At 72.9% G+C, this 19,494-nt stretch carries 21 protein-coding genes and 3 pseudogenes; 12 read left to right on the top strand and 12 right to left on the bottom strand.

Annotated elements, in window-relative coordinates:
* Positions 1 to 92 precede the first annotated feature (92 nt).
* Positions 93 to 407 (top strand): antibiotic biosynthesis monooxygenase family protein, encoded by a 315-nt coding sequence (locus OHA65_RS06970; RefSeq protein ID WP_327282230.1) that lies wholly within the window; start codon positions 93 to 95, stop codon positions 405 to 407.
* Positions 408 to 443: 36 nt separating this feature from the next.
* Here the strand turns inward: OHA65_RS06970 and OHA65_RS06975 are convergent, their stop codons facing one another.
* The 3 genes from OHA65_RS06975 to OHA65_RS06985 are packed head-to-tail and all read right to left on the bottom strand — an operon-like array spanning position 444 to position 3,132.
* On the bottom strand, positions 444 to 1,250 hold the full coding sequence (locus OHA65_RS06975) for a hypothetical protein (protein WP_327282231.1): 807 nt from the start codon (positions 1,248 to 1,250) through the stop codon (positions 444 to 446).
* Complete coding sequence (locus OHA65_RS06980; RefSeq protein ID WP_327282232.1) at positions 1,247 to 1,897, bottom strand: response regulator transcription factor; 651 nt, start codon at positions 1,895 to 1,897, stop codon at positions 1,247 to 1,249. The genes OHA65_RS06975 and OHA65_RS06980 overlap by 4 nt, the downstream gene beginning before the upstream one ends.
* Complete coding sequence (locus OHA65_RS06985) at positions 1,885 to 3,132, bottom strand: histidine kinase (RefSeq protein WP_327282233.1); 1,248 nt, start codon at positions 3,130 to 3,132, stop codon at positions 1,885 to 1,887. Before OHA65_RS06985 ends, OHA65_RS06980 begins: the two co-directional genes overlap by 13 nt.
* A gap of 176 nt (positions 3,133 to 3,308) precedes the next feature.
* Between OHA65_RS06985 and OHA65_RS06990 the strand changes: the two genes are divergently transcribed.
* Complete coding sequence (locus tag OHA65_RS06990) at positions 3,309 to 3,707, top strand: hypothetical protein (RefSeq protein WP_327282234.1); 399 nt, start codon at positions 3,309 to 3,311, stop codon at positions 3,705 to 3,707.
* A gap of 128 nt (positions 3,708 to 3,835) precedes the next feature.
* The gene (locus tag OHA65_RS06995) at positions 3,836 to 4,108 is read left to right on the top strand and encodes a hypothetical protein (protein WP_327282235.1); all 273 of its coding nucleotides are present in this window, start codon (positions 3,836 to 3,838) and stop codon (positions 4,106 to 4,108) included.
* On the opposite strand, the gene OHA65_RS07000 is transcribed toward OHA65_RS06995, so the two are convergent.
* The gene (locus OHA65_RS07000; RefSeq protein WP_327282236.1) at positions 4,105 to 4,773 is read right to left on the bottom strand and encodes a DUF2278 family protein; all 669 of its coding nucleotides are present in this window, start codon (positions 4,771 to 4,773) and stop codon (positions 4,105 to 4,107) included. The two genes, OHA65_RS06995 and OHA65_RS07000, sit on opposite strands and share 4 nt — an antisense overlap.
* A gap of 150 nt (positions 4,774 to 4,923) precedes the next feature.
* Between OHA65_RS07000 and OHA65_RS07005 the strand changes: the two genes are divergently transcribed.
* Positions 4,924 to 5,592, top strand: coding sequence for a DUF6445 family protein (locus OHA65_RS07005; protein ID WP_327282237.1), 669 nt, complete (start codon positions 4,924 to 4,926; stop codon positions 5,590 to 5,592).
* On the opposite strand, the gene OHA65_RS07010 is transcribed toward OHA65_RS07005, so the two are convergent.
* The gene (locus tag OHA65_RS07010) at positions 5,589 to 6,773 is read right to left on the bottom strand and encodes an acyltransferase (protein WP_327282238.1); all 1,185 of its coding nucleotides are present in this window, start codon (positions 6,771 to 6,773) and stop codon (positions 5,589 to 5,591) included. The genes OHA65_RS07005 and OHA65_RS07010 overlap by 4 nt on opposite strands.
* Positions 6,774 to 7,034: 261 nt before the next feature.
* On the opposite strand from OHA65_RS07010, the gene OHA65_RS07015 reads away from it, so the two are divergent.
* Both OHA65_RS07015 and OHA65_RS07020 read left to right on the top strand, forming a co-directional pair.
* Positions 7,035 to 7,700 (top strand): molybdopterin-dependent oxidoreductase, encoded by a 666-nt coding sequence (locus OHA65_RS07015; protein ID WP_371646779.1) that lies wholly within the window; start codon positions 7,035 to 7,037, stop codon positions 7,698 to 7,700.
* A complete protein-coding gene (locus OHA65_RS07020; protein WP_327282239.1) occupies positions 7,684 to 8,349 on the top strand; it encodes a cytochrome b/b6 domain-containing protein in 666 nt (221 codons plus the stop codon). The genes OHA65_RS07015 and OHA65_RS07020 overlap by 17 nt, the downstream gene beginning before the upstream one ends.
* 40 nt (positions 8,350 to 8,389) lie before the next feature.
* Here OHA65_RS07020 and OHA65_RS07025 read toward each other — a convergent pair whose 3' ends face one another.
* The 3 genes and pseudogenes from OHA65_RS07025 to OHA65_RS07035 all read right to left on the bottom strand — a co-directional run.
* On the bottom strand, positions 8,390 to 9,958 hold the full coding sequence (locus OHA65_RS07025; RefSeq protein ID WP_405761569.1) for a hypothetical protein: 1,569 nt from the start codon (positions 9,956 to 9,958) through the stop codon (positions 8,390 to 8,392).
* A 154-nt stretch (positions 9,959 to 10,112) separates the two neighbouring features.
* On the bottom strand, positions 10,113 to 10,307 hold the full coding sequence (locus tag OHA65_RS07030; RefSeq protein ID WP_327282240.1) for a hypothetical protein: 195 nt from the start codon (positions 10,305 to 10,307) through the stop codon (positions 10,113 to 10,115).
* Positions 10,301 to 10,764, bottom strand: a pseudogene (locus OHA65_RS07035) (hypothetical protein); the annotation flags it as partial. The gene OHA65_RS07030 and the pseudogene OHA65_RS07035, both read right to left, overlap by 7 nt.
* 3 nt (positions 10,765 to 10,767) lie before the next feature.
* Here OHA65_RS07035 and OHA65_RS07040 point away from each other — a divergent pair.
* Positions 10,768 to 10,899, top strand: a pseudogene (locus OHA65_RS07040) (ATP-binding cassette domain-containing protein); the annotation flags it as partial.
* 253 nt (positions 10,900 to 11,152) lie between these two features.
* Here the strand turns inward: OHA65_RS07040 and OHA65_RS07045 are convergent.
* Positions 11,153 to 11,682, bottom strand: a pseudogene (locus OHA65_RS07045) (ABC transporter permease); the annotation flags it as partial.
* 155 nt (positions 11,683 to 11,837) lie between these two features.
* Here OHA65_RS07045 and OHA65_RS07050 point away from each other — a divergent pair.
* Together OHA65_RS07050 and OHA65_RS07055 are read left to right on the top strand one after the other, a co-directional pair.
* Positions 11,838 to 12,794, top strand: a complete 957-nt coding sequence (locus OHA65_RS07050; protein WP_328762009.1) for a fibronectin type III domain-containing protein — start codon at positions 11,838 to 11,840, stop codon at positions 12,792 to 12,794.
* A gap of 84 nt (positions 12,795 to 12,878) precedes the next feature.
* Complete coding sequence (locus OHA65_RS07055) at positions 12,879 to 14,987, top strand: ATP-binding protein (protein WP_405761573.1); 2,109 nt, start codon at positions 12,879 to 12,881, stop codon at positions 14,985 to 14,987.
* A 144-nt stretch (positions 14,988 to 15,131) separates the two neighbouring features.
* On the opposite strand, the gene OHA65_RS07060 is transcribed toward OHA65_RS07055, so the two are convergent.
* On the bottom strand, positions 15,132 to 15,317 hold the full coding sequence (locus OHA65_RS07060) for a DUF5999 family protein (protein WP_327282244.1): 186 nt from the start codon (positions 15,315 to 15,317) through the stop codon (positions 15,132 to 15,134).
* Between the two features lie 155 nt (positions 15,318 to 15,472).
* Here OHA65_RS07060 and OHA65_RS07065 point away from each other — a divergent pair, with 155 nt between their 5' ends.
* A complete protein-coding gene (locus OHA65_RS07065; RefSeq protein ID WP_327282245.1) occupies positions 15,473 to 15,910 on the top strand; it encodes an SRPBCC family protein in 438 nt (145 codons plus the stop codon).
* A 65-nt stretch (positions 15,911 to 15,975) separates the two neighbouring features.
* Entirely contained in the window at positions 15,976 to 16,737 is a 762-nt protein-coding gene (locus OHA65_RS07070) for a hypothetical protein (RefSeq protein ID WP_327282246.1), read from the top strand.
* A gap of 58 nt (positions 16,738 to 16,795) precedes the next feature.
* On the opposite strand, the gene OHA65_RS07075 is transcribed toward OHA65_RS07070, so the two are convergent.
* The gene (locus OHA65_RS07075; RefSeq protein WP_327282247.1) at positions 16,796 to 18,025 is read right to left on the bottom strand and encodes an acyl-CoA dehydrogenase family protein; all 1,230 of its coding nucleotides are present in this window, start codon (positions 18,023 to 18,025) and stop codon (positions 16,796 to 16,798) included.
* A gap of 191 nt (positions 18,026 to 18,216) precedes the next feature.
* Here OHA65_RS07075 and OHA65_RS07080 point away from each other — a divergent pair, with 191 nt between their 5' ends.
* Positions 18,217 to 18,861, top strand: a complete 645-nt coding sequence (locus OHA65_RS07080) for a TetR family transcriptional regulator (RefSeq protein WP_327282248.1) — start codon at positions 18,217 to 18,219, stop codon at positions 18,859 to 18,861.
* 36 nt (positions 18,862 to 18,897) lie between these two features.
* Here the strand turns inward: OHA65_RS07080 and def are convergent, their stop codons facing one another.
* Entirely contained in the window at positions 18,898 to 19,461 is a 564-nt protein-coding gene (def, locus tag OHA65_RS07085) for a peptide deformylase (RefSeq protein WP_327282249.1), read from the bottom strand.
* Positions 19,462 to 19,494: the final 33 nt, after the last annotated feature.

The following is a 19,494-nucleotide window of genomic DNA, read 5'->3' on the forward strand; positions in this document are numbered from 1 at the left end:
CACCCGGCCGTGGCCGCCCCGGGCGGCCCCGGTGGTGACCCGCGGGTACGCGGATAGCCTGGTGGAGGGGCCGCACGGCGAGGTGGTGGGTCATGTCCGAGAGCGACCGGTACTGGACCACGGGGAACTGGCACGTGTCGGAGGGCAGGGAGGACGAGTTCATGGAACGCTGGACGGCCTTCATGACCTGGACCGGTGCGGCGATCAACGGCTTCCTCTCCGCCAGGTTGGTCCGTGACACGGCCGACCCGGGGCACTTCGTCTCCTTCGCGTCCTGGCGGGACCCGGAGGCCATGGGCACGTGGCAGCGCAAACCCGAGTTCCACGAGCTCTTCGGCGAGTGCCGTGCCCTGTGCGACAGCGTCGAGGCGGGCGGCTACGTCCTCGCCGCCGATGTCCGGCCGTAACCCGTGGGTCACCGGATCGGCGCGGCCCCGGCAGCCTCAGTAGCCCGCCTCCGCGTGTCCCGACTCTGCCGAGATGTCCAGTCGGCCCGGCGCCGCGGGGTCGTGCAGCCCGGGTTCGACGTCGCAGCGGCCCGTCCCGGCCCCGGCCGTGACCCGGAAGCGGGTGGCCGTCGGCACGGTCAGCCGCAGGCTCCCCGCGCCCGCCCGGGCGGTGACCCGGTCCGGCGGGGCGGCGAAGCGGGCGACGGCGGAGCCCGCCCCGGCCCGGATGTCGGCCTGCGGCGAGGTGAGGCCGGAGGCTTCGAGCGAGCCGGAGCCGACGCTCGCCCGCAGCGGACCGCGCAGCGCGCTCAGCCGGAGCTGCCCGCCGCCGACCTCGGCGTCCACGGGGCCGGCCAGCCCGCTGACGGACACCGTCCCGGAACCGGCGGTCACCTTGACCGGGATTCCGGCGGGCACGGTGACGTCCAGGTCGACCGAGCAGCCGAGGCCGGACTCCACGAGGGCCCCGGCCGCCGGGCAGCGCGGCGTCAGCTTCAGGGTGTCGCCGAGCCAGCTCTCCTCGATCCTCGGAGCGGTCAGCGACCAGCGCAGGTCGGCCTGGTAGACCACCTGCCGGTCGGAGCGGGGCGTGACGCGCACGTCGGCGCCGCCGGCCTCGATCTCCACGGCGGACACCGTCCGTTCACCACTGGCGCCGCTCAGCGTCCCGTGTTCGGTGGACGTGTACGCCCAGCCCTGCCAGACGGCCGGGGCGACGACGAGCACCGCGCTGAGCGCGGCGGCCACGGTCCACGCCACCCGCTGCGGACGCCACCGCCCCCGTGCGGCGGCGCCGCTCACGAGGCGCCGTCCAGGAACCGCAGGACCGCGAGGACCCGCCGGTGGTCGCCGTCGGCCTGCGGCAGGTCGAGCTTGGCGAGGATGTTGTTGATGTGCTTGGCGACCGCGCTCTCGCTGATGACGAGATGCGCCGCGATCCCCGCGTTGGAGCGCCCCTCAGCCATCAGGGCGAGCACCTCGCGTTCGCGCGGAGTGAGCCGCTCCAGCGGGTCGTTGCCCCCGCGGCGCAGCAGCAGCTGCGAGACGACCTGCGGGTCGAGGGCGGTGCCGCCGGCCGCGACCCGTTTGACGGCGTCGATGAACTCCTCGACGTCGGCGACCCGGTGCTTGAGCAGGTATCCGATGCCCCCGGTCCGGCTGGCCAGCAGATCGGCGGCGTAGCGCTCCTCCACGTGCTGCGAGAGCAGCAGGACCGCGGTCCCCGGCCACTGTTGACGGATCATCAGGGCCGCGCGCACTCCCTCGTCGGTGAATCCGGGGGGCATGCGTACGTCGACCAGCGCGAGGTCGGGCTGGTGGGCGGCGACGGCGGACAGGAGGGCCTCGGCGTCCCCCGTTTCGGCGGCCACCTCGAATCCGGCCATTTCGAGGACCTTGACCAGCCCTATTCGCAGCAGCACCGAATCCTCGGCGATCACAGCCCGCACGGCAGCTCCACAGTCACGACGGTCGGGCCCCCGAGGGGGCTGTTGATCAGGATGCTTCCGTCGACCGACCCTACGCGTTTGCGCAGGCCCACGAGTCCGGTGCCCCCGGCCGGGTCCGCGCCGCCCACCCCGTCGTCGGTGACGGTGATGTGCAGCAGGTCGGCGTCCCGGGAGACCTCCACCCGGCAGCGGGTCGCCTTGGCGTGTTTGGCGACGTTGGCCAGGGCCTCGGAGACGACGAAGTAGGCGACGGCCTCGACGGTGGGGCCGGGCCGGTGCGCCAGGTCCACGGTCAGTTCGACCGGCAGGGGCGCCCGGGCCGCGATCCCGGAGAGGGCCGCGTCGAGTCCCCGGTCCTCCAGCACCGCCGGATGCAGGCCGCGCACCAGGTTGTTGAGCTCCTCGATGGCCTCTTTGGCCTCGCGGTGGGCCTCGTCGATCACGGCCTTCACCTCGGGCGGCAGATCGGTGAGCGTGGCGCGGGCGATGCCGAGGTTCATGGCGAGGGCGACCAGCCGCTGCTGGGCGCCGTCGTGCAAGTCCCTTTCGATCCTGCGGCGTTCGAGATCGGCGGCGTCGAGGACACCGGCCCGGCTCTCGGCGAGGTCCTCTACGCGGCGTTCGAGTTCCTTGGCCCGGTTGGGCCCGAGGAGCGCGGCCGCGGCGAACGCGTCGAGCCGGGCCAGGGCGGCGGCGAGCCAGGGAGTGGTCAGCAGCAGCAGTCCGCCGAGCACCGTGACGACGTCGTAGCTCGCGGTCCAGCCCGGTGCGCGCTCCTCGACGGGGAGCATCCAGGCCCAGGCGTACACGGCGGCGCCAACCGCCCCGCCCGCCCAGGCCAGGACGATCAGCGCTCCGCCGACTCCGGCGAGCGGGCTGACCAGCAGGTGGTAGCCGTACTGCCGCCAGGTCGACTCGGAGCGCAGCCGTTCGAGCAGCCCCCGCGGGCTCAGCGGCCGGTGCCCGTACGCGACGGCCGGTATCTCCCGCTCCAGCAGCTCCCGGAACCGGCTGCGCTGGAGGAGGGTGAGCAGCGGGCCGAGGATCAGCACCGCGAGCAGCGCGGCAGCCGCGCGGCCCGGCGCCACGACCATGGAGGTGAAGGCGGCCGCAGCGGGCAGGGCCATCGGGATCGCGGCGGCGGTGAAGGTGGTGCTCCGCCAGGCCCACGCGGACCAGGGCGCATGGTCGGCGAGTCGGCGTGTGGTACGCCGCAGCGCCCCGGAAAGTCCCATGTCCGTACGGTAATCGCACTGATCGGGGCTGCTCCACCACGCTGGTACCCGCCCGGGGGTGTAGCCAGTGCCACCCCCGGTTCGGACAGTGCCGCTACTGATTCCGGCCCGCCGCGCGACCAGAGTGGTCGTCGTACCGGGGGACGGACCGCCGGACCGGAAGGAGCTCCACCGCCATGACTCTCGTCGCCCCGCGCTTCCAGCCCCGCCGCATGCCCCGTCCGGCCACGCTGCTCACCGGGGCCGGAGTGGCGCTGCTGCCGTGGATGGTGGTGCTGGCGAAGACGCTGCCGCAGACCGCAGAGGTCGCGAACTGGTCCACCGCCTGGATCGGGCTGGACGCCCTGCTGGCGGTGGGTCTGACCGGTACGGGTCTGCTGCTGGGCCGCAGCGATCCTCGTGCGGCGCCGATGGCCGCGGCGACGGCCGCGCTGCTGGTGGTGGACGCCTGGTTCGACGTGACGACCGCGGCCGGGGGCGGCGCCCGGGCGGCGGCCCTGGCCCTGGCGGTGTGCGCGGAGCTGCCGCTCGCGGCGCTCTGCGCGGCGGTGGCGACCCGCCGCCCGGTGCTCTAGCGTCGAAAGGGCGGGGCTGAGCGATGCGTCGAGCCGGTCGCCCCGGAGTGCCCGCTTCCGCGCCGCCCCGCCCGTGGTCCGGCGCACCGGCGGACCGCGTCACCGACCGAGAGAGCAGGTGCGTCCGCATGCGTCCGTCGGCCCGTATCCCCAGCATCCTCGCCGGCTTGGTCCTCGCCGCCGGCGGCACCCTCGTCGCCGCCCCGGCCGCCACCGCAGCCCCCACCAGCATCCAGGACTGCGAGCAGTACGTCGTGCAACACGGCAAGCAGGTCACGGCCGCCGTGGGACAGGCGTGCTACGAGGGCCAGATCGGAAACCAGACCAGCTGCGCCGCGAGCCTCCAGGCGGCCGGAATCTCCGCGAAGATCGCGAGCGGGGCCTGCCGGGCGGCCCACTAGACCGGCTGGACCGGGTGGCCGTCGGCGTCGGTGGGTTCCCTCTGGGTGGAGAACCGGGAGACGAACACGTCGAAGAGGCCGTCCGGGCGGCGGGTCAGCGTGGCCCCGTCCTGCCAGATGCCGTTGTCCGGCCACCACTGGCTGCCGTACGGGTCGCCCTGGTTCTGGTGGATGTTGTGCATGCCGAGCCCCTCGTCGAACGGCTCGCCGAACACCAGGACCTGCCGGCCCACGACGAGGATCGGCTCCAGCGCCTGGGAGGCCTCCAGGTAGGAACCCGAGATCCAGGGCCGGGGCGGGTTCAGCCGGTCCAGGATCCGCTGGATCCACTGCGGCGGGTGGCCTCCGAGCAGACAGCCGGGGCGGTCCGCGAGCGCCGGGTGCCGGAGGTAGTCGAGTGCGCCCGATCCGGAGGTGCGGGCGAGGTCGTGGTACCCGGGCGCCGGTGAGTCGACGGGTTCGAGCACCGAGGCGTGCAGCGTGAAGACCTTCCACTGGACGCCGGTCGTGGACTGCTTGCTGTCCACGTCGACGGCGCATTCGTAGCGGCCGGCCGGGGCGTCGACCTCCAGGTGGACGTGGAACCAGCGGCCCTGGTCGTCGGGCCGGTCACGGAAATGACGGTGCAGGGTTCCGGACAGCACTCCGTAGTTTTCGAGCGGCATGGCGCCAGTGAACCACCCGGGCCGCCCGGCGGCGCCCGCTGCGCGCCCGCAGGCGTCTCTGCGCCGTCCCTCGGCCCATGGAGAACACTTGACGGAACGTTGACTCCCTCCGGAGCGAGGCCCGCCGGCGCGGTGGCTACGGTCCCTCCCATGCCCCTACCTCCTCCCCTCCCGGTCCTCCCGTACCGCAAGCCGACCCGCGGGCGCGACTACTGGGTACTGGACGACGTACTGCCGGATCCGGCCGCCGTACGGGATCGCTGCCTGGCCAAGGACGACTGGACGGAGGGCTATCCGCACAAGCCCGAGAGTTGGCCGGGGCTGCGCGCCATGCCGGGTCTGGAGCCCGATGAACTGGCCTTGTTGGAGCGGCTGGTGCGGAAGTCGACCGGCGCCCCGAAGATCTGGGCCGAACGACCCGCGGGCGGCGGCACGTTCAACCACAACTGCGTCCAGGTCGTCGGCGAGGGCGAATCCGAGCCCCGCCCGCACACCGACTCGCGGAGCATGTGCCGCTACGCCGCCGTGCTCTACCTCAACCCTGACGTGCCGAAGGACTGCGGGACCAGCTTCTACCGCCAGAGCCTGCCCGGTGGCGCCCTGGGCGGCAACCAGGTGATCGCGCCGCACAACAACCTGGTCGACGCGCTGGGCACCCGCTTCGTCTCGCCCGACTCCTTCACGGAGGACGTACGGGTCCCCCACCGCGCCAACCGGCTGCTGCTCTACTCCGCGAACTTGATCCACAGCGCCACGGGCTACTGGGGGAAGACCCTGGAGGAGAAGCGGATGACGGCCGTCTTCTTCTGGAAGGCCTAGCCGCGGGTCGTGCGGATGCGCTCCGCCTCGGGCGCCGACGGCTGGACCGGGACCGCGGGGACCGCTGCCGGGTGCGCGGCGTGCCGGCGGATGTCGTGCACGGCGCGGCGCAGACCGCTGCGCAGCCGGTGGCCCAGGGGGCGCTCTATCAGCCGGTGTATGAGCCAGGCGAGCGCCACCATGAGCGTGGTCACGCCCAGGACGAGGGGGACGGGCCGCACGTCGTGGCGGAAATGGTGGATGACCGTCAGCCCGGCCATCATGTGGATCAGGTACAGCGGATAGGTGACCGCTCCCGCGTGCCGCAGCCAGCGCCACCGGACGCGGTCGAAAGCGCCGAGGGCGATCCCCGCCATGACGAGGAACCCGCAGGCGATGACGACGTGGGCCGGCCAGACCGGCGTCTGTGCGGCGGCGGCGCGTCCCAGGTTGCTGATCATGCGGCCCTGGACGTAGCTCTGCGCGAGGACGAACTGGAGGCCCGCGATGCCCCACAGGACGGCATTGGGCCCGAAGCGGCGCATCAGGTGGAAGGCGATGCCTGCGATGAAGTACGGGGAGAACGTCGGGATCGCGAAGAAGGACAGCACACCGCTGTCGGCGGTGGGCGCCACCACACCCGCCACGGTCCAGACCGTGCAGAAGAACACGCAGTTGCGGTAGGTGACGCCGCGCAGCACGACCAGCGCGAACAGGGCGTAGAACTTCAGCTCGACGAAGAGGGTCCAGTACGCGTCGTCGATGTGCGGCACCTTGATGCCCCCCTGGAGCATCGACAGGTTCACCACGACATCGCTGAACGCCTTGACCCCGCGCACCTCCGGCCAGGCGAACAGGACACCGGCCGTGAAGAGGACGGCCGCCCAGTAGGCCGGAAAGAGACGGGAGATGCGGGAGGCCGCGAACTCGCCCACACCGCGGCCCCAGGCGCTCATGCAGATGACGAATCCGCTGACGACGAAGAAGATCTCGACACCGAGCCAGCCGTAGGCGGCGCAGGCGCTCGCGCCGGGGAAGACGGTGGCGGCCGGTTCCCCCCAGGCGCTGTCCAGAGCCATGTAGTGGTAGCACAGGACGCCCAGCGCGGCGACGATCCGGACGCCGTCCAGGGCGGCCAGGCGGGCGCCGCCGAGCCGCGCAGCGCTCGGGCCCGGGTGTCCGACGGCTCTCGACGCGCTCATACCGTGGTTGCCGCTTCCATTGGATGACTGTCCGACGATCGGATTTGATCAACCGGCACCCTACAGGTCACCCACGAAGCCCACCCCGTCCGCGGCGCGAGGTGTGACGGAAGTCTGACGAACGCCCTCCGACCCTGGTGCCGGGCCGGCCGGCGGTGGTCTCATCGGCTCGTGAGCCCAGCACCCGTACCTGCACCCGCCCCGCGGCAACCCGACCCCGACGGCCACGGCACACCGATCGGGCGCCGGCTCGTCCTCGGCATGGTCGGGCTCGGCGCGGCCGGGCTGGTCACCGCCCCCTACCTGCAAAGCGGCTTCGAGGCGTTCCTCGGCGCGGCCTCCGACAAGGACCCCACCGGCCTCACCGGCCTGCTGCCGAACGGCGGCGGGTTCCGCTACTACTCGGTGGCCTCCTCGGTCCCCGAGCGCCGTCCCGAGGACTACCGGCTCACCGTCGACGGCCTGGTCGACCGCCCCGTGACGTACACGCTCGACGAACTCCGGCGGCTTCCGCAGACCCGCGTCGTACGGGACGTCCAGTGCGTCACCGGCTGGCGGGTTCCCGGCACCCCCTTCGAGGGGGTCCCGCTGTCACGGCTGCTCGACGCCGCCGGGGTGCGACCCGAGGCCCGGGCCATCCGCTTCAGCTGTTTCGACGGCACGTACACCGAGAGCCTGACCCTCCCCCAAGCCCGCCGGGACGACGTCATGGTGGCGCTGCGCATGCAGGACAAGCCGCTGGGCCACTCCCACGGCGGTCCCGTCCGGCTGTTCGTCGCCCCCATGTACTTCTACAAGTCGGCGAAGTGGCTCTCCGGCATCACGCTCACCCGTGACGTAGAACCCGGCTACTGGGAGCGTCTCGGGTACGACGCCGACGCCTGGGTCGGCCGGTCGAACGGACGCGACGATGCCCCTACCGTCTGAGCCCGCGGCGCAGCGCTCCGGGCGCGTGCGCCGGTTCAGCCGCGCCGAGCGGTGGATCCACCGGGCCACCGCCGCGCTGATGGGCCTGTGCATCGCCTCGGCCGCCTGCCTGTACCTGCCCGCGCTCGCCGAACTCGTGGGCCGTCGGCACCTGGTCGTCACCGTGCACGTCTGGTCCGGGCTGCTGCTCGGCGTGCCGTTCCTGCTGGGGCTCGCCTCCCGGGCCTTCCGCGCGGATCTGCGGCGCCTGGGCCGCTTCGGGCCGCACGACGGGGTATGGCTGCGGGCCGCCCTGCGGCGCGACCGCGTCACGGCGCGGCCCGCCGGGAAGTTCAACGCCGGGCAGAAGGTGTACGCGGGCTGGCTGGCCGGGGCGGTGCTGGTGATGGCGGGCACCGGGATGCTCATGTGGTGGACCGGCCTCGTCCCCCTGGTGCAGCGTACGGCCGCGGTCTTCGTCCACGACTGGCTGGCCCTCGTCGTGGGTCTCGTGCTCGCCGCGCACATCGGCAAGGCCCTGGCCGATCCCGAGGCGCGCCGCGGGCTGCGCACGGGTTCCGTCGGCCGTGCGTGGGCGGAACGCGAACACCCGCTGTGGCAGCCCGAGCGGGCCGAGGAGGCTGCCGAGGCCGAGCGGGCCGAGAGGTGACCCGCGGGGCCGGCCGACGGCCCCGCGGGAGTCTTCGGCGTCAGCCGCCGTCGCGCACCGCGACGATGCCGTTGAAGACGCCGACGTACGCCGTGCCGTCGGGGCCGAGGGTGATCGGCGCCCAGTTGTTGTCGTACAGCGGGCCGGTGCCGGTCAGCTGCCGCCAGCGGCGCTCGCCGGTGCGGAAATCCACCGCCGTGAGGTACCAGGCGTCGATGCCCCAGGCGTTGGGTTCCTTCTCGTAGAAGTAGAGCAGTCCGTTCGCGGTGGAGAGCTTGGGGACGACGGACGGCGAGCGGATCGAGCTCTGCCACACCGTGTCGCAGCCGCTGCCGTCGGCGCGGACGTCGATCCGGCTGACCCCGCCGACGACCGACTTGCCGAGGAGCAGGCTGGTGAGGTTCTCGTAGCCGTAGTTGTTCTCGACGACGATGCTGTTGCCCCAGGTGATCAGGGAGTTGTCGGTGGTCGAGGCTCCGCTGCCGAACACCGGCACCTTGCAGACCAGCCGCCGGTCGGCCGGGACGTCCGTGCCCCGTTTGTAGACCAGGACGTTCATCCGGTCGTCGGCGTTGTCGGTGATGGCGACGTAGCCGTTGCCGAAGAGGTCGGGGGTGGTGCCCGAACCCTGGTTCACGGAGCCGGGTTTGGTTCCGGTGCCGCGGTCGTAGGTCTGGCGCCACTGCACTTCGGGGGTGCCGTCGGCGGCGGCGCGGAAGCCGTAGAGGGCGTGGTCGGAGACGATCGACACGCCGTCCGCGGCGACCGAGAACGAGTTCTGGATCTCCTCACCCGGGAGCCGGATCGAGCGGATCTGCGAGGTCCGCGGGTCCACGGTGCCCACGCGGCCCTGGCGGGTGACCCACCAGATGCGGCCGTCCCAGTCGGGCATGACGGAGGTGACGGGGTCGCAGGTGCCGCTGGGCCGCAGGTTGGTCCAGGTCACGCAGTCGTGCGGGACCTGGCCGGTGAGGTCCCAGTCGTCGTCGACGGTGAACGTCCAGCTGCCGTCCGGGCGCTGCGCGTGCGAGAGCCGCAGGACGTGCTGGCGCGAGTCGGCCAGCACCGCACGGTCCTGGTCGTCCAGGTAGAAGTACGCGCCGCCCGAGGTGTCCTTGAAGATCTTCGAGAAGTCGAGGGAGGTGATCGCCTCGACCGTCGAGGAACGCTGCGGGAGCTGGTGTTCCGCGAGCGTGGCGAGCGTACGGGGGTCCAGCAGCTTGACCTTGAAGCCGGTGAAGGTGCCGCAGACCGTGACCAGCCGGCCACCGGCGTCGAACGTGGCGGTGGCGCACTCGCCGCCGAGGGCCGCGATCTTCTCACTGGTCACCCGCGGGTTCCTGCCGAGCGGCCCGGACCACGGGGAGGTGGCGCTGCCCCCGGCGTCGGAGTGCATGCCGCTGCGGCCGTTGGGCGCGAGGAACGGGTGCTGGGGCGGGGTTTCGCCGGGCAGCGGGACGGCGGCCGCTGGGGCGCCGTCGTAGTGGCTGACCAGGCGGTGGCCTGGGGCCTGGGGTATCTCGTCGGCCTGGGCCGGGGAGACCCCGTACATCGCGGTGAACACGATGAGGGCGGGAACCACGGCGCAGTTCAGCGCTCTTCGGAACATCCGGTCTTCCTCCGTTCTCTTCAGCTCTGTTGACAGTGCGTATGACGTCGCGCCGGCGGCAGACGCTAGATCGCACGGCCGGAGGAGTCCATGGAAGAGCCGGATGATTCATGAAGGCGCAACAGACGATCAAGGCGGCCCGGCCCGGTCCGGCTTAAGGGCGCAGGGCGGAGACCACCTCGGCCGTGGCCGAGAGCCCGTCGTGGATGGTCGCCGCCATGCTGCTGCTCGCGAGGTAGAAGCCGAGCAGCACGCAGACGAGGGCGTGGGAGAACTTGAGGCCGCCGCTGCGCATGAAGATCCATGCGAGCACGAGGAGCAGCACGACCAGGGAGAGCGAAATCACCATCGATACCTCCTTAGGCGGCGCCATCGTGGCGCAGGAGGGGGTGCCTTCGGGCGAAACCCGTGTCCGCCGTACGGGTGTTGACCGTCCGTGACGGGTGCTCGGTGCTTGACGATCTCGTCCCGGTCGCGCACACGGTCGCACCGGCGGTCGAGCAGGACCGGGTCGTGGCCGACGGCGAGGAGCCCGGCTCCGGTGTCGGCTCGGTGCTCGTCGACCACTCCCACCAGGGCGGCCGTGGTGGAGGCGTCCAGCATCACGGTCATTTCGTCGCGGACCAGCCAGCGCGTGCGCAGCGCCAGGGCGCGGGCCGGACAGGCGCGTTGCGGCTGGCCGTCGCCGTCCTCGTGGGGCGCCGGGTGAGCCGATCCGGACCGAGGCCGACACGCCCGGCCAACTCGGCGACCGCCCCGGCCACTTCCTTGCGTCGGCCCGTTGCCCGGAGGGGCTCGGAGACGACGGGGCTGCCTTCCTCGCCCCGCACCCCGACCGGCACCCACCCGAACTCTCCGGCGGACAGGCCCAACGGGCCGCCACCGCCCTGGTCCTGATCGGTGAGGCCCCGCTGCTGCTCGCCGACGAGCCGACCACCGGCGACGAGCTGCGCCCCACCCCCGGGAGGTGCGAGGGTCCGCTCGTCGGCGAGCCGGGCCGATCCGGCGGTCTCGGCGTTGCCCGCGAGCAGGCCGGGCAGGGCGGAGGCCGCAGCCGCTCTGCGCGACGGGGGCGCGGCACTCGCCGGCGGTCAGGGTGAAGTCGGCGGCGGTGACGGCTTCGACGTACCGCCCACCACGCGTCCGGAACCGCACGGACAGCGGGTCGACGTCGGGGACCGGGGGGATCCGGGGTCACAGGGTCAGCTCCGAACGGCGGCGGGGGGCAGGCGCTCGCGTCAGGTACCCGCCCGGCCTGCGGCGCCAGGGTCGGGACGACCAGGAAGGGGCCCGGGAAGAAGGTGGGCCACCAGTCGCCGGTGGGCGGGCGGTCCGAGGCCGAGGAACGACAGCGGCGACTCGTGCCGCATCGCGTCCGGGACCATCAGCCCGGCGGCGAGTTCCGCCTGCGGCAGCACCGCCGGCATCCAGGTCGCGCACGATGACCCGCAGCCGCGAGGCGGGAGCGCAGCGACAGCACCTCGGCGCGGACGATCCGCGCGGTCGACAGCCAGTGGGCGAGCTGCCCAGCAGCAGGTGCGTGATGGAGGAGAGGGGGTTGACGGCACGCATGACGAGCCGGTCGGTCCAGCCGCCGAGCGCCCCTGCGGCCGCGCCCAGGGCCGTGCCGATCACCAGTCCGCGAGCAGTGAGACGCGCGGTCCGTACGCGCAGCGCACAAGCAGGTCGCGGCCGACGTCGTCGGTGCCGAACCGGTGCGCCCAGAGCGCGGCCGGAGTTCGTCGACAAATCGACCGACTCCGGTCACACCGGCCCCGCCGCCAGAGCCCGCGGTGCGCAGGCCTTGCCGCGCCGCCCGCACCCGTGCCATATATGTCTAGACCTTTACGAGGAAGCGGAAGCCGAGGAAGGCCCCCCCGTGCGACGCACCGCCCCCCTGCTCGCCCTCTGCCTGGCCGCCGCCGGGCTCACCGCCTGCTCACCGGCCGACACCAGGCCCCCGGCGGCCCCTGCCGGGATCACCGCGCAGGCCGGCAGTGCCACCTCCGTGCACGTCATGTGGCAAGCGGGGGCTCCGGCCGACGGAGTGACCAACTACCAGGTCTTCCAGGCGGGCCGGCTGGTGCGCGAACTCCCCGCCGACAAGACGATGGTGGACGTCACGGGCCTGGCCCCGCAGACCGCCTACGCCTTCACGGTCCGGGCCCGGGACGCCGCCGGGAACACCTCCGGCCCGAGCGCGTCCGCCTCGGCCACCACCCCGGCGGCCAAGGCCGAGGACCGCCTGGCCCCGACCGCCCCGGTCCGCACCACGGGGCGCGCGGACGGCCCCCGGAGCGCCACGCTGTCCTGGACCGCGGCGACCGACGACACCGGCGTGACCGCGTACGACGTCTACCAGGGCGGCATACGGATCCACACGGCCGGCCCGGGCGAGAGCGCCACCACGCTGACCGGCCTCCAGCCGGACACCGTCTACACCTTCACCGTCCGGGCCCGCGACGGGGCCGACAACTCCTCCCCCGACGGCCCGCCCGTCGAGCTGACCACCCCGCCCTCCGCCGGACAGGGCCCGGGCACCGCGCCCACCGCATTCACCGCGACCGCTTCCCCCGGCGCCGTCACACTGACCTGGACGGCCCCCGACACCGGCCGCCCGACCGGTGAGTACGAACTCCACGTCAACGGAAGGCCCGTCACCGTCATCCAGTTCGGCGCCGGCGCCGTGCCCCCGTCCGGAGCCACCCGGGTGGAGCACCGGCTCACGGTGACCGAGCCGGCCGGCACGCGGTGGACGCTCAAGCTCCGCGCCCGGCTCCCCGACGGCAACTGGGGGGCCTTCTCCGCGGAACGGAGCATCGTACTCGTGGCGTGAGGAGTACCGCCGGCGTCCCCGCAACGTGACAGCAATCCGGACGGAACGGCACGGCCGGACAAGAAGATCGCGCACAATACATCCGTGTTCGGTGAGTACGCGTTCAACAGACAACAGCCGGATTCCACGGAGCCCGACGACGATTCCGAGCCGGATCCCGCGGTCCTCCCGGGGAACCTGCCGCCCGACCCGGCGGGCTTCATCGGCCGGGAGAGGGAACTCGCAGAACTCCACTGCCTGTTGCGTTCCCGCAGGCTGACCACCCTGACCGGGGTGGGCGGCGTCGGCAAGTCCCGCCTCGCCCTGCGGGCCGTGACCGACCCCGAACAGGCCCGGCCCGACGGGGTGTGGTGGGTGGAGCTCTCGCCCCTGCGCGACCCCGGCCTGCTCACGATGACCGTCGCCCACGCCGTCGGCCTCGCCGACCACTCCGCACGCCCCCTCGACGAGGAGCTGTGCGCGTGGATGGCCGACCGGGAACTGCTCCTCGTCCTCGACACCTGCGAACACATCGTGGCCGAATGCCGCCACCTCGTGGGTGAACTCCTCCAGTCCTCACCCGGGCTGACGGTCCTGATCACCTCCCGCGAACCGCTCGACAGCCCCTGCGAGAAGGTCGTCGAGGTCTGCCCGCTGCCCTGCGAGGGACCCGACAGCGACGCCCTCGCCCTGTTCCGCGCACGCGCGGTGGCCGCGACCCCGCAGGCCGCGGCCGCCTTCGACGACCCCGGCCGGGCCGCGCTCGCGGCCGAGGTGTGCCGCCGCCTCGACGGGATCCCCCTGGCCCTCGAACTCGCGGGAGCGCGGCTGCGGTTGTGGACGATGGAACAGATGGCGCAGCGTCTCGGCGCCCGCTTCGCCGTGCTGTCCGACACCCGGCCCGTGGTCCAACACCGGCACAGGCACCGGACGATGCGGACCGCGATCGGCTGGAGCCACGAGCTGTGCGAGCCGGTGGAACGGCTGTTGTGGGCCCGACTGTCCGTCTTCACGGGGGACTTCGACGTCGCCGCGGCCCGGGCGGTGTGCGCGGGCGGTCCGCTCCCGGCCTCCCGGGTGGAGCGGGTGCTCGCGGGCCTGGTCGCGAAGTCCGTCGTGCGGCGCTCGCTGGAGCGGGGCGCCGGCGCCCGCTACCGGATGCTGGACACCATCCGCGAGTACGGCCACGACTGGCTGGCCGAGCTCGGCGAGGTGCAGACCGTCGCCGACCGGCACGCCCATTGGTACGCGGCGCTCACCCAGGCCGCCGACCGGGGCTGGCTGAGCCCGCACCAGGTGGACTGGTACCGCAGGATGACCGCCGAGCACGCACAGCTACGGACGGCGCTGGAGCACCTCCTGGGCGCCGACCCGGCGGCCGCGCTCGAAATGGCAGGGGCCCTGTGGTTCTTCTGGTTCTCCTGCGGGCACGTGCACGAGGGCCGGGGCTTCCTCGAAAGGGCCCTGCGCACGGCCCCCGGCACGGGCGCCGCGCACACCCAGGCCCTGTGGGCCCTCGGACTGACCGCCCTGCTCCAGGGTGACATGGACGCGGCCCGCGAACTGGGCGGGGAGTGCACCCGCGAGGCGGCCCGGCTGGCGGATCCCGAGCGGGAGCTGCGCGCGGCGTACCTGCGCGCGGTGTCGCTGCTGATGCCCGGGGACCCCGTACGGGCGCTGGAGCTGGCGGGCCCCCGGGCGCGGGCCGGTCACGGCGGCCGCACCAGCGGCCCGGGCTGGCTGCTGTGCCGGCTGGCCACCAGCTACGCCCTGTGCGACCTGGGGCGCTTCGAGGAGGCCGCCGAGGAGGCGCGGGGACTGCGGGAAGCCTGCGCGGAACTGGGCGAGCGCTGGCTGCGGGCGTACGCCGACTACGTGCTGGCCCTCGCGGCGCTCGGGCTCGGCCACCACGGGGAGGCGGCACGCCACGTGCGGGCGATGCTCTCCGGCAAGCGGCTGCTCGGAGACCGGTTCGGCATCGCGCTCGGCCTGGACCTGCTCGCTGCGGCGGTGGCGGCCCTGGGCGACGGGGAACTCGCGGCCCGGCTGCTGGGCACCGGGCACGCCTGGTGGCGCACGGTCGGCCGGCCGCAGATGGGCTCACCCTCGCTGACGGCCCTGCGGGACCAGGGCGAGCGGCAGGCCCGCGCGGCGATCGGGGACGATGCCTACGAGGCCGCGTTCCTGGGTGGAACCACGGCGTCCACCGGCTGAAGCCCAGCCGGTGGGGCCGCATGGCGTCGGAGCTCCCGTCAGTACGGGAGGGGTCTGCCCGACGGTGTGCGCAGGTCCAGGTCTCGGGGTGCGGGCTTGGGGACGGGCTTGCGGATCAGTTGCTGGCGCATGCGGCCTCCTTGCTCAGACCAGGGCCGGGCGGCGGGGTTCCACCGCACGGCCGTCGGGAAGCAGCTCGCCGGTATCGTCGAAGATCACCAGGCCGTTGCAGAGCAGACTCCAACCCTGTTCGGGTCGGAAGGCCACGGTGCGGGCGGCGTCGTGATCGGCGTCGTCGGCGGACGGGCAGGGGGGCTGGTGGGAGCACATGGCGCACCTCCTCGCAGAGTGGGGCGGGAGGGCCGGTGGTCACCCGGTCAAATCCGCGATCCACGGTGGCGGTGAGTATTACTGATCGCCGCCCCCGGACGGAACCCATATTCGGGGTCCAGTTCAGGGTGTGTATGCCCGCTTACCATGCGCTCATGCCCGGTATCCGGATCGTTCACCGAACGCCGCTCCCGCCCGCCGAGGCGTGGCGGCGGCTGACGGACTGGGAACGCCACGGCGCACAGGTCCCGCTCACGCGGACGATCATCGAGACGGCGCCGCCCACGCGCGCCGGAACGCGCTTCACGGCGCGCACCGGCGTGGGCAGGATCACGTTCGACGACCCCATGGAAGTCGTGCTCTGGCGCCCCCCTGCCGACGCGTCGCCGGGGCTGGCCCGGCTGGAGAAGCGCGGCCGCACGGTCACGGGCTGGGCGGAGATCGGGGTGGGCCCCGGTCCGGCCGGCGGGTCGGTGGTGGAGTGGCGCGAGGAACTGCGCGTACGCGGGCTGGGGCGCCCCTTCGATCCGCTCGTCGCGGTGGCCGGCAAGCTGCTGTTCTCCCGGGCCCTCGCCCGAATGCTGCGGGGGTGACGGCGCGGGCTAGGGTTCCGTGATCACCGAGCACCGTTGGTCATCGCGAGAACGAGGAGAACCCCGTGGCCACTCCGCCACCGCAGCACGGCGCCGGCCCGTACCACCCGTACACCCCGCAACAGGGCGGCCCCTACGGCCACTACGGCTCGTACCCGGTGCCGCCGCAGCCCGGCCCGTACGGCCACCCCGCGGTGGCGGCCGCCCCGTACGGCTGCCGCTTGTGCGGCGCCGAGCCGGCCGTGCAGGCCACCGTACGGGGGCACCAGGGCATGCTCGTCCTGATGCGGTTCCTGCGCCAGGAGGGGCCGTTCTGCCGTGACTGCGGGTTCGCGACCTACCGCAGGATGTCCGCCGCCACCCTGTGGCAGGGCTGGTGGGGCCCGCTGTCGGTGTTCATCACGCCCTTCACCCTGCTGATGAACCTCGGCGCGCGGGCGCGCTTCCTCAAGCTCGCTCCCCCGGCGGGCGCCATCCTCCCCACCCTGGACCCGGGCAAGGCGCTGTGGCGCCGCCCGCCGGCGCTGGTCTTCCTCGTGGCGACCGTGCTCATCGCCTTCACACCGCCCACGCTCCTGCTGCTGGGCCTGACGATGTCCGGGGACGAGAAGCCGCCCGCGCTGATCACGGGGCAGTGCGTGCACAACGAGGGCGACTGGCAGGACCAGAAGCTGCTGGTCACGGACTGCGGCTCGCCGCTCGCGCAGTACCGGGCCACCCGGCCCGCGGACGCGCCCGGCGGCACCTGCGCCGCGCGCGACTTCCTCGCCGAACTGCAGTACAGCGAGGACGGGAACCAGCTCACCTGCCTCACGCCGCTGCGCTGACAGGCCGGTGCCCCCGGACACCCGAGACGTCCGGGGGCACCGCTGCAACGGTCCCGGGCTAGCGGATCGGCATGTCCGAGATCGTGCGGGCGATCACCAGACGCTGGATCTCGCTGGTGCCCTCGAAGATCGTGTAGATCGCGCTGTCGCGGTGCATGCGCTCCACCGGGTACTCGCGGGTGTAGCCGTTGCCACCGAGGATCTGGACCGCCTGGGCGGTGACCTTCTTGGACATCTCGCTCGCGAACAGCTTCGACATGGAGCCCTCCGCCGAGGTGAAGGGCTTGCCCGCGACCGCCATCCACGAGGCCCGCCACACCAGCAGCCGGGCCGCGTCGATCTGGGTCCGCATGTCGGCGAGCTGGAAGGCCACGCCCTGGTTGTCGATGATCGGACGACCGAACTGCGTACGGGTCTTGGCGTAGTCGAGGGCGACCTCGTACGCCGCGCGCGCAGTGCCGACGGCCATGGCGCCGACCGCCGGGCGGGAGGCCTCGAAGGTGGCCATGGCCGCGTTCTTCACGCGCTCGCCCCCGCCGACCCTGGCCCGCTCGCGGGCCCGCGCGAGCCGCTCGTCCAGCTTGTCCTTGCCGCCGAGCAGGCACGAGCCGGGGACGCGCACGTCCTCCAGGACCACCTCGGCGGTGTGCGAGGCCCGGATGCCATGCTTCTTGAACTTCTGGCCCTGGGACAGGCCCGGGGTGTTCGGCGGCACGATGAAGGACGCGTGGCCCTTGGTGCCGAGCTCCGGGTCGACGACGGCGACGACGATGTGGACGTTGGCGATGCCGCCGTTGGTCGCCCACGTCTTGGTGCCGTTCAGCACCCACTCGTCCTTGGCCTGGTCGTAGACCGCTCGCGTGCGCATCGAGCCGACGTCGGATCCGGCGTCCGGCTCGGAGGAGCAGAACGCGGCGACCTTGACGTCGTCGGGGGTCCCGTACATCTGCGGGATCCAGGTGCCGATCTGCTCCTCGGTGCCGTTGGCGACGACGCCGATGGCGGCGAGCCCGGTGCCCACGATCGACAGGGCGATGCCGGCGTCACCCCAGAACAGCTCTTCCATGGCCATCGGGATGCCGAGGCCGGTAGGGTCGAAGAACTGCTGGGCATAGAAGTCGAGCGAGTAGATCCCGACCTTCGCGGCCTCCTGGATGACGGGCCACGGAGTCTCTTCGCGCTCGTCCCATTCCGCGGCGGCGGGGCGGATCACATCGGCCGCGAAGCCGTGGATCCAGTCCCGCACCTGCTTCTGGTCGTCATTGAGCTCCATGGTGAACTCCGCCATGTCCCCTCCAGCTGTGCATCCACCAGTGCGTTACTAGCGGTAACCCTTACGGTGACCACAGTCTGTTACTGACGAGTAAGCACTGTCAAGCAGAGTCGTCCGCGACGCAGCCGATTCGTTCGCGAGGGTGTGCGGGGTGTTACGTTGCGTGGGCGTCACGCACCATCGCAAGGGCGGGGAGAGAAACACTCATGGAGACAACCCAACAGACCGGAGAACCGGGAGCGGCCGAACGCCGCAGGCGGGAGCTGCTCGAAGCGGCCGACAGGGTCGTCCTCCGGGACGGCCCAAAGGCGTCCATGAACGCCATCGCGGCGGAAGCCGGCATCACGAAGCCCATCCTGTACCGGCACTTCGGCGACAAGGCCGGGCTCTACCAGGCCCTGGCCGTCCGGCACACCGACGCCCTGCTCGACTCTCTGCGCGCCGCGCTCGACGCCCCGGCCGAGCGCCGCAACCGCGTGGAGTCCACCCTCGACACCTATCTCGCGGCCATCGAGGCCCGCCCGCAGGTGTACCGGTTCCTGATGCACCCGGCCGAGGACTCGCACGCCGCCGAACGGGGCTTCGACGTGGGCCTGCACTCGGCCCCGCTGCTGCGCCGGCTCGGCGAGGAGCTCGCCCAGGTGATCGGCGAACGCGTGGACCTCGGCCCCGGCGGCGAACGCATGGCCCGGATCTGGGGCCACGGCATCGTCGGCATGATGCACGCCGCCGGCGACTGGTGGCTCGGCGAGCGCCCGTGCGAGCGCGCGGAGTTGGTCGCCGGACTCACCGACCTGCTGTGGGGCCGCCTGGCCACGGCCGGTAACCGCGCGGACGGCCCGGGCTTCTAGCCGGCACGGGCTTGCGGCCCGCGCCGCGGCCCGCGCTCAGTCCTGCGCGGCCGCCCCGGCCCGCGCGCCCCACGGCGTCCTGCGGATCGCCCGCCGCAGCCGCCGGGCGCGCAGCCCGGTGACCCGGTCCGCGTAGACCGTGCCGTCGAGGTGGTCGCACTCGTGCTGGAGGCAGCGGGCGAAGAACCCGGTGCCCTCGATCCGTAGGGGCGCACCCGCGGAGGTGACCCCTTCGACGACGGCACGGTCGAAGCGGACCGTGCCCGCCTCCAGGCCGGGCAGCGACAGGCAGCCCTCGGGGCCGCGGAACTCGTCCCCGTCGGTCGCCACCAGGCGCGGGTTCACGATGTGCCCGACGTGGCGCACGTCCTCGTCGTCGGGGCAGTCGTACACGAACACCCGCTGCCCGACGCCGATCTGGTTCGCCGCGAGGCCGACGCCGTCGGCGGCGTACATCGTCGCGAACATGTCCTCGATGAGCCGGTCGAGGGCCGGGCCGAATTCGGTGACCTCCGCGCAGGTTGAGCGGAGCACCGGATCGCCGAGCAGGCTCATGGTGCGGACGAGGCCGGCGGTACCGGGAATGGGGCGCTGTCGCATGGCCGCAAGCCTACGACGGGCGAATATATGAGG

The organism is Streptomyces sp. NBC_00045 (assembly GCF_045041095.1).
Taxonomy (GTDB): domain Bacteria; phylum Actinomycetota; class Actinomycetes; order Streptomycetales; family Streptomycetaceae; genus Streptomyces.

What these genes read in the sequence shown, in the direction of transcription:
- OHA65_RS06970 (WP_327282230.1), top strand. Translation starts at nt 93, where the DNA reads ATGTCCGAGAGCGACCGGTACTGGACCACGGGGAACTGGCACGTGTCG.
- OHA65_RS07010 (WP_327282238.1), bottom strand. Translation starts at nt 6,773, where the DNA reads ATGAGCGCGTCGAGAGCCGTCGGACACCCGGGCCCGAGCGCTGCGCGG.
- OHA65_RS06985 (WP_327282233.1), bottom strand. Translation starts at nt 3,132, where the DNA reads ATGGGACTTTCCGGGGCGCTGCGGCGTACCACACGCCGACTCGCCGAC.
- OHA65_RS07025 (WP_405761569.1), bottom strand. Translation starts at nt 9,958, where the DNA reads ATGTTCCGAAGAGCGCTGAACTGCGCCGTGGTTCCCGCCCTCATCGTG.
- def (WP_327282249.1), bottom strand. Translation starts at nt 19,461, where the DNA reads ATGCGACAGCGCCCCATTCCCGGTACCGCCGGCCTCGTCCGCACCATG.
- OHA65_RS07020 (WP_327282239.1), top strand. Translation starts at nt 7,684, where the DNA reads ATGCCCCTACCGTCTGAGCCCGCGGCGCAGCGCTCCGGGCGCGTGCGC.
- OHA65_RS07075 (WP_327282247.1), bottom strand. Translation starts at nt 18,025, where the DNA reads ATGGCGGAGTTCACCATGGAGCTCAATGACGACCAGAAGCAGGTGCGG.
- OHA65_RS07030 (WP_327282240.1), bottom strand. Translation starts at nt 10,307, where the DNA reads ATGGTGATTTCGCTCTCCCTGGTCGTGCTGCTCCTCGTGCTCGCATGG.
- OHA65_RS07080 (WP_327282248.1), top strand. Translation starts at nt 18,217, where the DNA reads ATGGAGACAACCCAACAGACCGGAGAACCGGGAGCGGCCGAACGCCGC.
- OHA65_RS07005 (WP_327282237.1), top strand. Translation starts at nt 4,924, where the DNA reads ATGCCCCTACCTCCTCCCCTCCCGGTCCTCCCGTACCGCAAGCCGACC.
- OHA65_RS07060 (WP_327282244.1), bottom strand. Translation starts at nt 15,317, where the DNA reads ATGTGCTCCCACCAGCCCCCCTGCCCGTCCGCCGACGACGCCGATCAC.
- OHA65_RS06995 (WP_327282235.1), top strand. Translation starts at nt 3,836, where the DNA reads ATGCGTCCGTCGGCCCGTATCCCCAGCATCCTCGCCGGCTTGGTCCTC.
- OHA65_RS07000 (WP_327282236.1), bottom strand. Translation starts at nt 4,773, where the DNA reads ATGCCGCTCGAAAACTACGGAGTGCTGTCCGGAACCCTGCACCGTCAT.
- OHA65_RS06990 (WP_327282234.1), top strand. Translation starts at nt 3,309, where the DNA reads ATGACTCTCGTCGCCCCGCGCTTCCAGCCCCGCCGCATGCCCCGTCCG.
- OHA65_RS07015 (WP_371646779.1), top strand. Translation starts at nt 7,035, where the DNA reads ATGGTCGGGCTCGGCGCGGCCGGGCTGGTCACCGCCCCCTACCTGCAA.
- OHA65_RS07065 (WP_327282245.1), top strand. Translation starts at nt 15,473, where the DNA reads ATGCCCGGTATCCGGATCGTTCACCGAACGCCGCTCCCGCCCGCCGAG.